This is a genomic window from Pseudoalteromonas qingdaonensis (assembly GCF_038739665.1).
In the GTDB taxonomy this organism is placed as follows: domain Bacteria; phylum Pseudomonadota; class Gammaproteobacteria; order Enterobacterales; family Alteromonadaceae; genus Pseudoalteromonas; species Pseudoalteromonas qingdaonensis.
Map to the genome: position 1 here is coordinate 185,775 of NZ_JBCGCU010000002.1, position 14,133 is coordinate 199,907.

Sequence of the window (14,133 nt, forward strand, 5' to 3'; positions counted from 1 at the left end):
ATTAGATGATTAGCTATCACCTAATACTGAGAGATGGTATCTACAGGCCGACAAACGAATTTCCTTATTTACTCGATTGCCTGACAATCAATTGCGGCGGCAGGACGCTGCTGGCAACATCCACTCCCTGCTTTGCTATCAAATTCAATAAATTAGCGACCAGCATTTGCCCGGCGAGAGTGGTGTTTTGCTGTACAGTCGACAGTGGTGGGGTACAAAAACGCGCCACTGCCAGGTCGTCAAAGCCGACCACTGACACATCGTGGGGCACCCTTAAGCCTGCTTCTTGCAATGCGCGAATGGCGCCTATGGCAATAAGGTCGCTGGCGCCGAATAGGGCATTAAATTTAATGTTATTGGCCAATAATGACTTGGTCGCCTGATAGCCAGACTCCTCGGTGGAAATTGCAGTGGCAATTTTGCGCTCACTCACATGGGCACCATGGGCTTTTAGGCGCTCGGCAAAGCCATTAAAACGGGCGCTGAACTCTGGGCTATGGTGCGATGTATCGCCGATAAAGGCACAGTCGGTGCGTCCTAATTCAATTAAGTGCTCGGCCACCAAGGCGCCGCCGCGGCTGTTATCGCAACTCACGGTTAATTCCGGACGCCCCTCAACATTGGCCCCCCAGCACACAAACTTGGTGTCACTCTCCAGCAGGCGTTCAAACTTGCTTTGATAGTCCATATAGTCGCCATAGCCGAGCAGGATAATGCCATCGGCGCGGTGGCTTTCGGCATAATCGGCGTGCCAGTCATTGCTGCTGGATTGAAAGGACACCAGCAGATCATAGCCCGCCTTGGCACAGGCTCGGGTAATGGAGCCGAGCATAGACAAGAAAAACGGGTTGATCTGCGACTCATCCGAGGTGGGGTCTTCAAACAGTAGCACCGCCAGGGTGGAGCTTTGCTGTGCCCTCAGGTTACTGGCATTTTTATCCACCTTGTAATTGAGTTTACGCGCTACCTCGACCACCCGGCGACGGGTTTCTTCATTGACCAAAGGACTGCCGCGCAGTGCCCGTGACACAGTTGATTGCGATACCCCGGCATAGTGGGCGATATCGAAGGAGGTGGCTTTACCTTTCATGTATTTCCTCATGGGTTAAAACAAACCCAGCTAAAATTCTAGGGGCGCATTTGCACTCGCACTTGGCCTTTAGGGCGAATAGGGGGCGCATTTTGCATTATTTTTAGCGGGAACTGAAAATTTTTATTGATCCCCGTCTGACACCGGTGTCATAATGTCGGCGTTTTATCATTTTGTTGTCACAAAACGGTTTGGCTGCCCGCTGCCCGGGCAGCACTTTTTTCAGTAGCGCGAAAAAAGAACTGCTAACATAAACTTAATAAGTTTATGCCAGGTAAGTCAATGTTGGGATTAAGTAATACTCTGGGAAAATCCTGGAAATCCCAAAACTTGGTGTAAATTAAAAAAGAGAAACAACAATGAGTTCATCAGGTTCACAGGCAGCTTTTGCACCTATTTTGGTCGCCGACATTGGCGGCACTAACGCTCGTTTTGCGTTAATTACCGACTACTGCAATAGCAGCAAATCTTTCGCCATTGAACATCAGCACACCTTTCCAAGCTGCGACTTTAAATCTTTTGAAGATGCGGTTGATGCCTATTTATCTCAGATTGATGCCATCAGCATCACCCGAGCCTGTCTGGCAGTAGCCGGTCCGGTTAAGGGCGCTGAAGTCATGCTCACCAATTTGGGCTGGCAATTTAATACCCAGCAACTGAAGCTGCGTTTCGGCTTTGAAAACTTACAAGTGATCAATGACTTTGCCGCCTTTGCTTATGCCGCTCCTTATTTAAATGAGCGCGATAATATCTGCGTTAAGCAAGGCATTGCCCAAGAGCATGCCAATATTGCCGTGTTCGGCCCGGGCACGGGTTTTGGCGCCGCTTGCCTGGTACGCTCGCAGGGTCAACAGGCGGTAATGAGCTGTGAAGCGGGGCATATCAGTCTGGCCCCGGTGACAGAGCTGGACCGTCAACTGCATAATGTGCTGCGCGAAGACCTGCAACATGTGTCTGTGGAAAATGTTTTTGCCGGCCCGGGCATCGCTCGTTTGTATCGTGCCATGGCCAAGGTCCATGGGCTAACGGTTCAAGACATAGATGCGGCGCAAATAGCAGCGCTTGCTGAAAATAAAGAATGCATGATTGCCGAGCGCACCCTGAACCATTTTTGTGATTGGCTTGGCAGCGTTGCCGGTGATATCGCCCTGAGCTTTGGTGCTTTAGGCGGCGTATTTATCGGTGGCGGCATCTTGCCGCGTATGCAACAGCGGCTGCTAACAAGTAGATTTAATGAACGATTTATTGCTAAAGGGGTGATGTCGCAGTATAACAATCAAATCCCTGTAACCTTGGTATGCCAAGAACATATCCCCTTTATTGGCGCTGCTGCCTGCATTCATACAGCTAGCCCAACGGGGCAAGGCAATTAAGGAAGATACTAGTCAACGATGAAAAAGATAACTATAAACAGTGTTGCTAGCTATGCTGGTGTATCGAAAAAGACTGTCTCCCGGGTGCTTAATAATGAGCCCAACGTCAGTGACGTGACCCGGGAAAAGGTGCTTAAGGCCTTTAAAGAGCTGGACTATACACCTAACCCTATTGCTCGTGGATTGGCCCGTAATCGCAGTTTTATTATTGCCTGCTTATACGATAATCCCTCGAAAAGTTATATTACCCGTTTGCAAAGCGGTGCTTTAGAGGCCTGTCATGAACATGGTTTTAATCTCCTGATCCATCCTTGTGAGCTGCGCTCTCAGGCGCTGCTCGACAATATTGAGCAATTGCTGCAAACCTCACGTGTTGATGGTTTGGTATTAACGCCACCGTTTTCCGACCACGGTGAGCTGGTGGCCTTTTTGCGCCAGAAAAAGGTGCCTTTTGCCCGGGTGGCTTCGGTGAAACTAGATGATGAGTCGATTTCGGTGCGCAGCAATGACGAGCAGGGCGCCTTTGAGATTACCGAGTTGCTTATTGAACTCGGTCACAAAGACATTGCCTTTATCAAGGGTCACCCGGATCACAGTGCCACCGAGCAGCGTTTTAACGGTTATCGCCGGGCGCTTGCCGAGCATGGTATTGAGTATCAGGAGCATCTGGTGGAAGAGGGGAATTTCTCCTATCACTCAGGTGCCGACAGCGCCGAAACCATACTGCATTTAGACCCCAGACCCACGGCCGTATTTGCCTCCAATGATTATATGGCGGCGGCTGTGCTCAAAGCGGCCACCCAGATGGATTTAAAGGTCCCCGACGATATTGCCATTGCCGGTTTTGATAATGCTCCCATTGCACGCCATATCTGGCCTGGGCTCACCACCATAGCCCAGCCGGTGGAAGAGATGACACGCTTGGCGGTTGAGCATTTAATCGAGCAAATCAATCAGGGCGATAATGGCGATGAAGAGCAGCAAAAAGAGCCGCTGCAGATCACCTTGGAAGCCAAATTGATTTGTCGCGAGTCCACCGCAGCGCCAAAGTCCTAACGTTTTAAATCCCAATTGCACGGAAATTAAAAACCAACATCCGGGTTCGCCCAGGTGTTGGTTTTTTGTTTTCAGCGCTCTTTCTTCTATCTTTATCAAACACTCTCAGCTGGTATTAAAAATGGCAATAAAAGGTCAAAAACTCGCAACATAGATTTTTTAGACTAAATTTACCAGGAGGGTTGACACCGGTGTCAAGGTTGTGAGTTAATGTTCTGACACCGGTGTCAGCTCGGTTGTGAGAGACGAGTTGGCAGCGTACCTTTGAACGGGTAATCCAAGCTGCTCAGTACCTCAGTGCGGGGAGTCTGTACTGATGTACTGAGCCTTTTATAACTGGCAAGAAAGAGCAGAACCATGTTGCATCCGCGTATTAAAGAAGTCACCGAACGGGTAATCGAACGCAGTAAAGCGAGCCGTGCCGCCTATTTGGCCCGTATGCAAGCGGCTAAATCACAAACGCGCGTACGTGCTGGTATCGGATGTGGCAACCTTGCCCATGTTATGGCGGCCTGTACAAGCGATGACAAGGCGCGTCTAAGCGGTGATGAAAAACCAAATTTAGCCATTATCAATTCTTACAACGACATGCTGTCGGCCCATGTGCCGTACAAGGAATACCCGGATTTAATTAAGCAAGTCGCGACCAAATTCGATGCCACAGCTCAGGTTGCCGGCGGCGTGCCGGCCATGTGCGATGGCGTAACCCAAGGACGTGATGGCATGGACCTGTCGCTGTTCTCCCGCGATGTGATTGCCATGTCGACGGCCATTGCCTTATCACACGATGTTTTCGACGGCGTATTCTGTTTGGGCGTGTGTGACAAAATCGTCCCAGGACTGGTTATTGGCGCCTTATCATTTGGCCATTTACCGGTATTTTTCCTGCCCGCAGGCCCTATGCCTTCAGGTATTCCCAATAAAGAAAAAGCCCGCGTAAGACAAAAATTTGCCCAGGGCCTTGTTAGCCGTGAAGAGCTGTTAAAGGCCGAAAGCGAGTCTTATCACAGCGCCGGTACCTGCACCTTCTACGGTACTGCGAACTCAAACCAAATGCTCATGGAGATCATGGGCCTGCACTTGCCGGGCAGCTCATTTGTAAACCCTTATACCGAACTGCGCGATGGTTTGACCGCACACGCGGTAGAGACCATGTTTAAACAGCTAGTCACAAGTAAGGATGCGGTGCCCATGGCCGAGGTGATGAGTGAAAAAACCATTATCAATGGTCTGGTGGGTCTTTTGGCCACCGGCGGCTCGACCAATCATGCCATCCACTTGGTGGCCATGGCTAAGGCCGCGGGTGTTGAGCTGACCTGGAAAGACATGGCGGACTTATCCGAAGTCGTGCCTCTGTTAACCCGCATCTACCCCAACGGCTCTGCCGATGTAAACCATTTCCAGGCCGCTGGCGGCATGGGCTATTTGATGAAGCAACTGCTTGCCAAAGGCCTGCTGCATAATGATGTTAAAACCATCTTGGGTGAGGGGCTTGAAGCCTACACCACGGAGCCGCGCCTGGATAAAGATGTGAATTTAATCATCTCTGATAACAATGGCCCGACCAAGGTGAAATGGGTGCCGTGCGCCGAGCAATCTTATGATCAAGAGGTGTTACGTCCGGCGGATAATCCATTTAACCGCAGCGGCGGTTTGCAATTACTGACCGGCAATCTTGGCAAGGCGGTGATCAAGGTCTCCGCAGTGCAGGAGCAACATCAGGTAGTGAGTGCTCCAGCCAAGGTGTTTGCCGATCAGGCCTCGCTGCAAAGCGCCTTTGCTCGCGGCGAGCTCAATCAGGATTTTATCGCCGTGATCAAGGAGCAGGGCCCCAAAGCCAAGGGTATGCCGGAGCTGCATAAGCTGACCCCGGTTATGGCCAGCTTGCAAGATGAAGGTTTTAAGGTGGCCATAGTCACCGACGGCCGTATGTCAGGCGCCTCGGGTAAGGTGCCAGCGGCCATTCATTTGGCTCCTGAAGCGGTTGAAGGCGGCATGATAGCCAAGATTAAAGACGGCGACTTGCTGACATTAGATGCGCCAAACGGCGTACTAAAATTGCATGTCAGCGATGAAGAGCTGGCCGCCCGCGAGATAGAGCTGGTTCACAGCGGTGCTACCTATGGCACCGGTCGTGAGCTGTTTGCCGGATTTAGAAATATTGTCAGTAGTGCTGATTTAGGAGCCAGTGCCTTCGCACCGGCGTACGAGCAAGAATAATGTCACTGGGAATGAGGATTTAACATGGCAATAGAACAGATTTTAGCATCGGCACCCGTGGTTCCTGTGGTGGTGATTGAGCGCCTTGAGGACGCTGCTCCCTTGGCACAGGCCCTATACAAGGGTGGACTGCGTGCGCTGGAAATTACTCTGCGTACCTCGGTGGCGGCCCAGGCTGTGAAAATTATGAAAGAAACCGTGCCAGAGGCTTATGTAGGCACGGGGACTGTGATCGATAAAGCCACTTTTGAAGCTTCAGTAAACGCTGGCGCCGACTTTATGGTTAGCCCAGGCGTAAATGATGAATTACTGGCCTTGGCCAGCCAAAGCGATATTCCCTTCTTGCCCGGAGCGGCCACACCGAGTGAAGTTATGAAGCTCGCCGAGCGTGGTTTCTCCTTTTTAAAGTTTTTCCCGGCGGCGGCCGCAGGTGGCCCGGCCATGCTGAAATCCATAGGTGGCCCTTTACCCGATATTAAATTTTGCCCCACCGGTGGTATCAGCCTACAAAGCGCGCCCGAGTACCTGGCCCTGGATAACGTAGTCTGTGTCGGCGGTACCTGGATGCTGGATAAAAAATTAATAGAAAACAAGGACTGGCAAGCGATAGAAGAACTTGCGCGCCAAGCCAGCCAACTTAAATAATTACGGGGAGAGTGGAGATGATTAAAATAGCTATCAATGGTTATGGTCGCATCGGTCGTAACACCCTTAGAGCATTGTATGAATCTGGTCGCAATAAAGACATCAGCATAGTTGCCATCAACGATTTGGCTCCAGCCAATGTTAATGCTCATCTGACCCAATTTGATTCGGTGCACGGGCAGTTTTCACAAAAAGTCAGCCTGCAAGATGATGTTATGCTCGTCGGTCATGATGAGATCAAGCTGCTGCAGGAGCGCGACCCGGCCAACTTGCCTTGGGCACAGCTCGGCGTTGACATTGTATTGGAATGTACCGGTCTGTTTACTTCCCGCGAAGCGGCGGCTAAACATCTTGAAGCGGGTGCTAAAAAGGTGATCCTCTCTGCACCAGGCACGGATATGGATGCCACCGTAGTGCATGGTGTTAACGACGAAGTGCTCAATGCCCAGTGCAATATTATTTCCAACGCCTCTTGCACCACTAACTGTTTGGCCCCTGTTGCCAAGGCCCTAAACGATGCTATAGGGATAGAGCAGGGCAGCATGACCACCATTCATTCTTATACCAATGACCAAAACCTGTCCGATGTTTATCACAAGGATCTATATCGGGCGCGCAGTGCGACGCAGTCGATGATCCCAACCAAAACCGGCGCCGCCAAGGCGGTGGGGTTAGTGCTGCCGGAATTGGCCGGTAAGCTCGATGGCATGGCGGTGCGGGTGCCGACCATTAATGTGTCCTTGGTTGATTTAACCTTTATCGCCAAGCGCGAAACCAGTATCGATGAAGTGAATGCCACGGTGAAGGCCGCATCCGAAGGCGTCATGGCCGAGGTATTGGCTTATAACGAGCTGCCGCTGGTGTCTATCGATTTTAACCATAACCCGGCGTCATCGGTATTTGATGCCACACAAACCCGGGTCGATGGCAAACTGGTCAAGGTGATGGCCTGGTACGATAACGAGTGGGGTTTTTCTAACCGCATGTTGGATCAGGTGCAAAACCTCGCCAAGTTTTTATAATTTTGTTGTTATGTCAAAGCCGCCTTGAGCGGCTTTTTTTATGCCTTGGCGTTAGGAAATAATGTGTATATACGATATTGCGTATATATAAAAGCTGGGCTAGTATTCTCAATATACGAAATTTCATATATACAAGATGGCCGTTAACTTTTTTAAAGCCCTAAGCGATGACACCCGGTTACTTATTTCCCTGTTGATCTTACATCAGGGGGAGTTGTGTGTGTGCGAGCTGGTCAGTGCATTAGGGCTGAGCCAGCCGAAAATATCCCGGCATTTAGCGCTGTTAAAAGAGGCGCAACTCTTATGTACGCGCAAGCATAAACAATGGGTGTTTTACCGTATTAACGAGCAGTTGCCGAGCTGGCAGCGCCAGGTATTAGAGACCACATTAAGTGAAAACCCGCACCTTGTGGCTGCGGCTTTAACCGGTTTAGACAATATGGGAGCAAGGCCCGAGCGCCAGGCTTCATGCTGCAATTAGGGTGAATTTCACCCAAAGGAGATACAGATGGCAATCAAAGTAGGGATCAATGGTTTTGGTCGCATGGGGCGGCTTATTATGCGCGCCGCCTTCGACTGGCCCGAGCTTGAGTTTGTACAGATAAACGACCCAGGCGGCGATGCGGCCACCTTGGCGCACCTATTAGAATTTGACTCTGTGCATGGCCGTTGGCATCACGCCCCAAGCGCCAGCGATGGGCAGATGCTGGTTAATGGCCAAAGTGTGCGCTGCTCGCAATCTAAAACCATTGCCGAGCTTGACTGGTCAGAGTGCGATATTGTGATTGAGGCCTCGGGCAAAATGAAAACCCGTGCGCTGTTGCAGCAATACCTGGATCAAGGGGTTAAAAAAGTTGTGGTAACGGCGCCGGTGAAAGAAGAGGGCGTGCTTAATATCGTTATGGGGGTGAACGATCATCTCTATAAGAGCGATGAGCATGATATTGTGACGGCGGCTTCGTGCACTACCAACTGTTTGGCGCCTGTGGTTAAGGTGCTGCAAGAAAATATCGGCATTAAGCACGGCTCCATGACCACGGTGCACGATATCACCAATACGCAAACCATCTTGGATGCGCCGCATAAGGATCTGCGCCGTGCCCGCGCCTGTGGCATGAGCCTTATTCCGACCACCACGGGCTCGGCCACCGCCATTACCCATATCTTCCCCGAGCTTAAGGGCAAGCTGAACGGTCATGCCATTCGCGTGCCCCTTGCCAATGCTTCAATTACGGACTGCGTGTTCGAGCTCGAGCGTGAAACCACTGAGCAGGAGCTCAATGCCTGGTTTAAGGCCGCCGCCGAGGGCGAGTTAAAAGGCATTTTGGGTTACGAGGAAAAGCCGCTGGTGTCGATAGACTACCGTACCGATCCGCGCTCGAGCATAGTCGATGCGCTTTCAACCATGGTGGTGAATGGCACTCAGGCAAAATTGTACTTGTGGTATGACAATGAGTGGGGCTATGCCAATCGTAGCGCCGAGCTGGTCGCAAAAGTAGCCGCGAGTCTTTAATTAGAGTACATCATGATGAAGTCAACGCCACTGCAGCAGTATGGGGTGATCACCGCCAATTACTGGGCCTTTACCCTAAGCGATGGCGCCCTGCGTATGTTGGTGGTGCTGTACTTTTATCAGCTTGGTTATACGCCCTTGGCGATAGCCATGCTGTTTTTGTTTTATGAGCTTTTTGGTGTCGTCACTAACCTGGTGGGCGGCTGGCTTGGCGCCCGTATCGGGCTTAATCGCACCATGCAACTGGGCATGGCGCTGCAAATTGGCGCCCTGGCCATGCTCTTGGTAGATAAGAGTATGTTAACCGTGCCCTGGGTGATGGCGGCGCAAGCGCTCAGCGGCATCGCCAAGGATCTCAATAAAATGAGTGCCAAAAGCGCCATTAAGCTGGTGGTCAAGGAGCAACAGCAGGGGCGTTTATACCAGTGGGTGGCATTGCTGACCGGCTCTAAAAATGCCCTTAAAGGGATTGGCTACTTTCTTGGTGGTTTATTGTTATCCCTGCTGTCGTTTCAAGGCGCGGTATGGGCGTTAATTGCCCTGGTAGCTTTGGGCTTTGTGCTTAGCTCAATATTACTGGGTGAAGACTTGGGCCGCAGCAAGTTTAAGCCCAAGTTTAAGGATGTGTTTTCCAAAAGTGCCGCCTTAAACCGTTTGTCTTTGGCGCGCTTGTTCTTGTTTGCGTCTCGGGATGTGTGGTTTGTGGTGGCCTTGCCGGTGTTTTTTATCAGCCAACTGGGCTGGCAGCATCAGCAGGTGGGCGGCTTTATGGCGCTTTGGATCATTGCCTATGGTGTGGTGCAAAGTATGGCGCCCAAATTTACCCGCAGCAATCACTATTCGGTGTTTAAGCAGGCGCAGCGCTACAGTGGTTTGCTGGCGCTGGTGAGCGCGCTCTTGCTGCTGGCCTTGGTCTTTATCGGCAATAGCAGCGCTCAAACCTGGGTTTTAGTGCTGGGTTTATTGCTGTTTGGTGCCGTGTTTGCCATTAACTCGTCGCTGCACAGTTATCTGGTGGTGAAGCTGGCTGATCGCGATGCCGTATCCTTGGATGTGGGCTTTTATTATATGGCCAATGCCAGCGGTCGCTTAATTGGCACCTTGCTGTCCGGTTGGTTGTATCAGGTTAGCGGTTTGCTGGCTTGTTTGGCCTGTGCGCTGATGTTGCAACTGGCGACCTGGTGGGTGTCGCGGCACTTATCTTCTCGGGAAAAATCTGAGGATTAATAGTCTGACTATATAAGTTGTTACATTTACAGCTAAACTTTTCCAACACAAGGCGCTCTAAGGATGAAATCACACTTCGCCTGGAGCGTCCGATGTTAAAAAATACAGCCAACAAAAAATCACCCCTAACCATTATTTCAATTTCCTCGCTATTGCATAAAAGTATCAAAAATAACTGGGGGCTGATCCTTTTTCTCGCCTGTTTGTTTACCATGCGCAGCTCTTTTGCCGATTGGTATCGAGTGCCGAGCGGCTCCATGTTGCCCACCATAGAAATTGGCGATCAAATCACGGTTAATAAAATGGCTTATGATTTACGCATTCCCTTTACCAGCTATTCACTTATGCGCACCGGCGAGCCCGAGCGCGGTGATATTGTGGTGTTTCAATCAGCCGCCGCCGATGAATTATTGATAAAGCGACTGGTGGGTTTACCCGGAGACACCCTGGCCATGAAAAATGAAGTGTTGACGATAAACGGTGAGCCGCTAACTTACGGCATCACAAAGGATAACGCCGACGAACTGCTGGCTACTGAGGAATTAGGTGGTGTAGTGCATGCAATCCGCATCGATAAGACTCGCCCTGGCACCAGCGGTCATTTTGCTCCTGTGCATATTCCCGCCGACCATTACCTGATGATGGGGGACAACCGCCGTAACAGTGCTGACTCCCGCTATTATGGCTTAGTGCCGCGTACTGAGCTTAAGGGCAAGGCGCATCATATTGCCTATTCGCTGGATTATAATGACCATTATTTGCCCAAGTCGCAGCGCTTTGGCAAAAGTTTGTATCAGGATTAAGCCTTAGGGGAGCGGGGTGGAAGCCTGTTTTAAATTTCACCCCACATATTCACCCGGCATAGGCACTGGCATCTTGCCATTTCTGCACCGCATCCATTCCCAGTTCAAAACCGAGACGATAGTCGTCCTGCAAGGTGGCCGGATCTGAACCCAGCACCATGGAGTGCAAGGGCCGGGTCGGCGCTATTTGTACTATGTTAACGCCCTCTGGCGGCGCATTCATAAAGTCCACCGCTTGCGCATAACGGCGTTGATAATGGTGATACATGGCAAACATGCGCGGCGACTGATTAATGCGGCTCATAATCGGCTTTAAACGCTCCAGTATAGGCATCTTACCGTCATCATGGGCTTCCACCGTGCGTATCACCCAGATGGTTTTTGCGCCTTGTTCATGAGCCCAGCGTACCGGTAGGGGATCGGCCACACCGCCGTCCATCAGCCCTTGCCCCTGAACTTCGACTCCAGGTCTATATAAAAACGGAATGGCGCTCGATGCTTTCAGGTGCGCAAACATATTATCGTGCCAGGTATGCAGATAATGGGGGGCAAAGGAGTCAAAATGACTGGCCACCGCATAAAAGTTGCTTTGTGGCGTCAGGCTAGTGGGCGTGGTGGGAAAACGCACCTTGCCATTGTGCTGCACCTCATGAAAATACCAATCCAAGTCAATCACATTTCCGCCAGTAAAAAACCGCGCCGGGCGAAAAAACTGTTGCTCTGTGGTCAGTTGTATTGCCGTCTGGGCGTACTGTTGGGCTCTGGCGCAATAGGCGGCAAGGTTCTGAGCGCCGGCAGAAACGCCGACCTTTAAATCAAAAGGTGTAAACTTTTGCTCTAAAAATGCATCCAAGACGCCGGCGGTAAATATGCCTTTTTGGCCGCCGCCTTCGGCAACCAATGCAGAATTTATCATGTGTTTCATCCACTACTTTTGTTATTAATATCACTGTGAAGAGGTTTCCTGCTTATTAGGGTCTGTTTATCTTTGCGGTTTACTTTATGTTCAATCTAAACGCATTCTGATGAATATAATCACTGATTTATGTGGTCAAATTCATCCATGAAGCTTGGTTACATCGCGCATCCATGCGCTCACCTCGCTAAGCTGCGAAGCATTGCTTCGGTCTTGCTCGCCTATGCTCATAGCGAGTAACACAGAGCAGGATGCGTTTAGGTGAACCCGTAGGGCAGCGTTTGTAGCGCATTTCTACTGTGTTGTTACATGTTTATGTAGAATAACTACACCACACATGTGCCGCCTTGTACAAATACACTACAAACTGCTGCAGAAACAAACAACAAAGGTCAACAGACCCTAGTGAGCAGGGCGGGGCACTGATGGCCACCGTTTATAAGTATAGCAATAAGGACGAAGGGCACAGATCTCAAGTCAGGGTTTTTGAATGGCGCGCAGCAGCTGTTCTGCCATCTGCGCTAAAATGCTTTGATCCGCATTGGTAAAAGCATAGGTGCGCATACCGTACACTCCCATGGTGATAAAGCGCGCTAAAGCCAAGGGCTCTTCATCTATGATGGCTTCCCCCTGGCGCTGAGCGCGGGCGATTTGCTCGCCAAGACTGAGCTCAATTTGTTGCAAGTTGCGGGCGAGAAGCTCGGCGATTTCTCGGTCCTGGCCTTCGATTTCATTGAGTGAGCGGGTTAACAAGCAAACCTTGGCACAGGTGTTTTGCACACACTCCTGTACCGTATTGGCGAGTAGCTCTTTGAGGCTGGCAAGTACCGGCTTATCTTCGCTAAACAGGCTTTCAAAAACCTGTAATTTTTGCTGATGATAAAAGCTGGCAGCCTCAATAAACAGGCCTTTTTTGCTGCCAAAGGCGCAGTAAATAGAGCCTGGGTGTAAGCCGGTAGCCTGGGTAAGTTTTTGCATGCTGGCTTTGGCGTAGCCGTGTTCCATAAAGGTATGCATGGCTTGCTCTAATACCTGGGAGCGGTCAAATTCGGCACTGCGCATGGGCGATAAGATCCCTTATTTTTATCATGGATAAGATAGTATCATTTATTTTTTGCAGATACTTGAATGTTCATTCAAGAGTCCTTATCTTGATTGGATATTCAAATAACTATTGAGTCATTTATGTCGGATTTATTGTTACAACCCTATGCTTTATCCTCGGAAATAAACCTTAACAATCGCGTCTTGATGGCGCCGCTTACGCGTTGTATGGCCGATGACGACTTGGTTCCTACCCAGGCCATGGCCGATTATTACGGACGCCGAGCGGATGCGGGATTGATCATCAGCGAAGCCACAATTATTCGCCCCGATGGTCAAGGCTACCCCAATGTACCTGGTATTTTTAGCGAGGCGCAAATAGCTGGGTGGCGTAAGGTCACCAATAAGGTGCATGCCAAGGGCGGGAAAATTTTCTGTCAGTTATGGCATGTTGGCCGCGTTGCCCATCCTCACTTTTTTGATGGTGAGGTGTTAAGTGCCAGTGCCGTCGGGATAGAAGGCACGGTACCAAGAATGCGTGAGCTTAGCTACCAGACTCCCAAAGCCGCTACTCAGGAGCAAATTGCAGAGCTTATCGGTGATTATGCCAAAGCGGCTGAAAATGCCATTGCTGCTGGTTTTGACGGCGTTGAGATCCATGGTGCCAATGGCTATTTGATCGACCAGTTTTTGCATCACAGTGTTAATCAGCGGGATGACAGCTATGGCGGCAGCGCCGAAAATCGTGCCCGCTTTGCCTTGGAGGTGGTTGATGCCATAACCGCCCGTATCGGCGCTGAGCGTGTTGGCTTACGACTGTCTCCGGGTGCCTACTTCCTGCTTGAGCCAGGTGACAGCGAAGACACCAAGACCTTTGATTATTTGTTGCAGGAGCTCAATCAACGGGAGCTGGCCTTTTTGCATCTGGGTATTTTCGACGATGCTATGGAATTTGATTATCTCGGTGGTCGCGCTTCGGATTATTTACGCAAACGCTATAAAGGCACCTTAGTGGGCGTTGGTAGCTATACCCCAGAGCAAGGGGCCGAGGCCATTGCCAACGAACGTTTTGACTTGTTGGCCATAGGTCGACCCTTTATCGCTAATCCGGATTTGATAGCCAAGGTCAAGGGCCAGCAGCCACTGACCCCATACAGTGAAGACATGCTTGCTGAGCTAGTCTAACCCCCATTGGCAACGTCTGATTGTTCCGGCGTTGCCATA

At 50.6% G+C, this 14,133-nt stretch carries 13 protein-coding genes; 10 read left to right on the plus strand and 3 right to left on the minus strand.

Features of this window, described 5'->3' with window-relative positions; all coding sequences use genetic code 11:
- Nucleotides 1-64 precede the first annotated feature (64 nt).
- Nucleotides 65-1,090: a LacI family DNA-binding transcriptional regulator gene (locus WCN91_RS02920; protein ID WP_342676117.1), complete on the minus strand. Its 1,026-nt coding sequence runs from the start codon at nt 1,088-1,090 to the stop codon at nt 65-67.
- Nucleotides 1,091-1,449: 359 nt separating this feature from the next.
- On the opposite strand from WCN91_RS02920, the gene glk reads away from it, so the two are divergent.
- From glk to lepB, 9 genes are all read left to right on the plus strand, one after another.
- Complete coding sequence (gene glk / locus WCN91_RS02925) at nt 1,450-2,463, plus strand: glucokinase (RefSeq protein WP_342676119.1); 1,014 nt, start codon at nt 1,450-1,452, stop codon at nt 2,461-2,463.
- A gap of 18 nt (nt 2,464-2,481) precedes the next feature.
- Nucleotides 2,482-3,519, plus strand: a complete 1,038-nt coding sequence (locus WCN91_RS02930; protein WP_342676121.1) for a LacI family DNA-binding transcriptional regulator — start codon at nt 2,482-2,484, stop codon at nt 3,517-3,519.
- A 357-nt stretch (nt 3,520-3,876) separates the two neighbouring features.
- A complete protein-coding gene (edd, locus tag WCN91_RS02935) occupies nt 3,877-5,739 on the plus strand; it encodes a phosphogluconate dehydratase (RefSeq protein ID WP_342676123.1) in 1,863 nt (620 codons plus the stop codon).
- 24 nt (nt 5,740-5,763) lie between these two features.
- Nucleotides 5,764-6,384: a bifunctional 4-hydroxy-2-oxoglutarate aldolase/2-dehydro-3-deoxy-phosphogluconate aldolase gene (gene eda, locus WCN91_RS02940; protein ID WP_342676125.1), complete on the plus strand. Its 621-nt coding sequence runs from the start codon at nt 5,764-5,766 to the stop codon at nt 6,382-6,384.
- A gap of 17 nt (nt 6,385-6,401) precedes the next feature.
- Nucleotides 6,402-7,406: a type I glyceraldehyde-3-phosphate dehydrogenase gene (gene gap, locus WCN91_RS02945; RefSeq protein ID WP_342676127.1), complete on the plus strand. Its 1,005-nt coding sequence runs from the start codon at nt 6,402-6,404 to the stop codon at nt 7,404-7,406.
- 136 nt (nt 7,407-7,542) lie between these two features.
- The gene (locus WCN91_RS02950; RefSeq protein WP_342676129.1) at nt 7,543-7,887 is read left to right on the plus strand and encodes a metalloregulator ArsR/SmtB family transcription factor; all 345 of its coding nucleotides are present in this window, start codon (nt 7,543-7,545) and stop codon (nt 7,885-7,887) included.
- Nucleotides 7,888-7,914: 27 nt separating this feature from the next.
- Nucleotides 7,915-8,919: an ArsJ-associated glyceraldehyde-3-phosphate dehydrogenase gene (locus WCN91_RS02955; protein ID WP_342676131.1), complete on the plus strand. Its 1,005-nt coding sequence runs from the start codon at nt 7,915-7,917 to the stop codon at nt 8,917-8,919.
- Between the two features lie 12 nt (nt 8,920-8,931).
- Nucleotides 8,932-10,146 carry an organoarsenical effux MFS transporter ArsJ gene (gene arsJ, locus WCN91_RS02960; RefSeq protein ID WP_425416001.1) on the plus strand — a complete coding sequence of 405 codons (1,215 nt, stop codon included), beginning with the start codon at nt 8,932-8,934 and terminating at the stop codon, nt 10,144-10,146.
- 92 nt (nt 10,147-10,238) lie between these two features.
- Entirely contained in the window at nt 10,239-10,949 is a 711-nt protein-coding gene (gene lepB / locus WCN91_RS02965; RefSeq protein WP_342676133.1) for a signal peptidase I, read from the plus strand.
- A gap of 49 nt (nt 10,950-10,998) precedes the next feature.
- On the opposite strand, the gene WCN91_RS02970 is transcribed toward lepB, so the two are convergent.
- Together WCN91_RS02970 and WCN91_RS02975 are read right to left on the minus strand one after the other, a co-directional pair.
- Nucleotides 10,999-11,865 (minus strand): patatin-like phospholipase family protein, encoded by an 867-nt coding sequence (locus tag WCN91_RS02970; protein WP_342676134.1) that lies wholly within the window; start codon nt 11,863-11,865, stop codon nt 10,999-11,001.
- A gap of 477 nt (nt 11,866-12,342) precedes the next feature.
- Nucleotides 12,343-12,927 (minus strand): TetR/AcrR family transcriptional regulator, encoded by a 585-nt coding sequence (locus tag WCN91_RS02975; protein WP_342676136.1) that lies wholly within the window; start codon nt 12,925-12,927, stop codon nt 12,343-12,345.
- Nucleotides 12,928-13,050: 123 nt separating this feature from the next.
- On the opposite strand from WCN91_RS02975, the gene WCN91_RS02980 reads away from it, so the two are divergent.
- Nucleotides 13,051-14,094, plus strand: a complete 1,044-nt coding sequence (locus WCN91_RS02980; RefSeq protein ID WP_342676138.1) for an alkene reductase — start codon at nt 13,051-13,053, stop codon at nt 14,092-14,094.
- Nucleotides 14,095-14,133 lie beyond the last annotated feature (39 nt).

Excerpts from the sequence above, each read along its gene's own strand:
- WCN91_RS02920 (WP_342676117.1), bottom strand. The coding sequence starts at position 1,090 with ATGAAAGGTAAAGCCACCTCCTTCGATATCGCCCACTATGCCGGGGTA.
- glk (WP_342676119.1), top strand. The coding sequence starts at position 1,450 with ATGAGTTCATCAGGTTCACAGGCAGCTTTTGCACCTATTTTGGTCGCC.
- WCN91_RS02930 (WP_342676121.1), top strand. The coding sequence starts at position 2,482 with ATGAAAAAGATAACTATAAACAGTGTTGCTAGCTATGCTGGTGTATCG.
- edd (WP_342676123.1), top strand. The coding sequence starts at position 3,877 with ATGTTGCATCCGCGTATTAAAGAAGTCACCGAACGGGTAATCGAACGC.
- eda (WP_342676125.1), top strand. The coding sequence starts at position 5,764 with ATGGCAATAGAACAGATTTTAGCATCGGCACCCGTGGTTCCTGTGGTG.
- gap (WP_342676127.1), top strand. The coding sequence starts at position 6,402 with ATGATTAAAATAGCTATCAATGGTTATGGTCGCATCGGTCGTAACACC.
- WCN91_RS02950 (WP_342676129.1), top strand. The coding sequence starts at position 7,543 with ATGGCCGTTAACTTTTTTAAAGCCCTAAGCGATGACACCCGGTTACTT.
- WCN91_RS02955 (WP_342676131.1), top strand. The coding sequence starts at position 7,915 with ATGGCAATCAAAGTAGGGATCAATGGTTTTGGTCGCATGGGGCGGCTT.
- arsJ (WP_425416001.1), top strand. The coding sequence starts at position 8,932 with ATGATGAAGTCAACGCCACTGCAGCAGTATGGGGTGATCACCGCCAAT.
- lepB (WP_342676133.1), top strand. The coding sequence starts at position 10,239 with ATGTTAAAAAATACAGCCAACAAAAAATCACCCCTAACCATTATTTCA.
- WCN91_RS02970 (WP_342676134.1), bottom strand. The coding sequence starts at position 11,865 with ATGATAAATTCTGCATTGGTTGCCGAAGGCGGCGGCCAAAAAGGCATA.
- WCN91_RS02975 (WP_342676136.1), bottom strand. The coding sequence starts at position 12,927 with ATGCGCAGTGCCGAATTTGACCGCTCCCAGGTATTAGAGCAAGCCATG.
- WCN91_RS02980 (WP_342676138.1), top strand. The coding sequence starts at position 13,051 with ATGTCGGATTTATTGTTACAACCCTATGCTTTATCCTCGGAAATAAAC.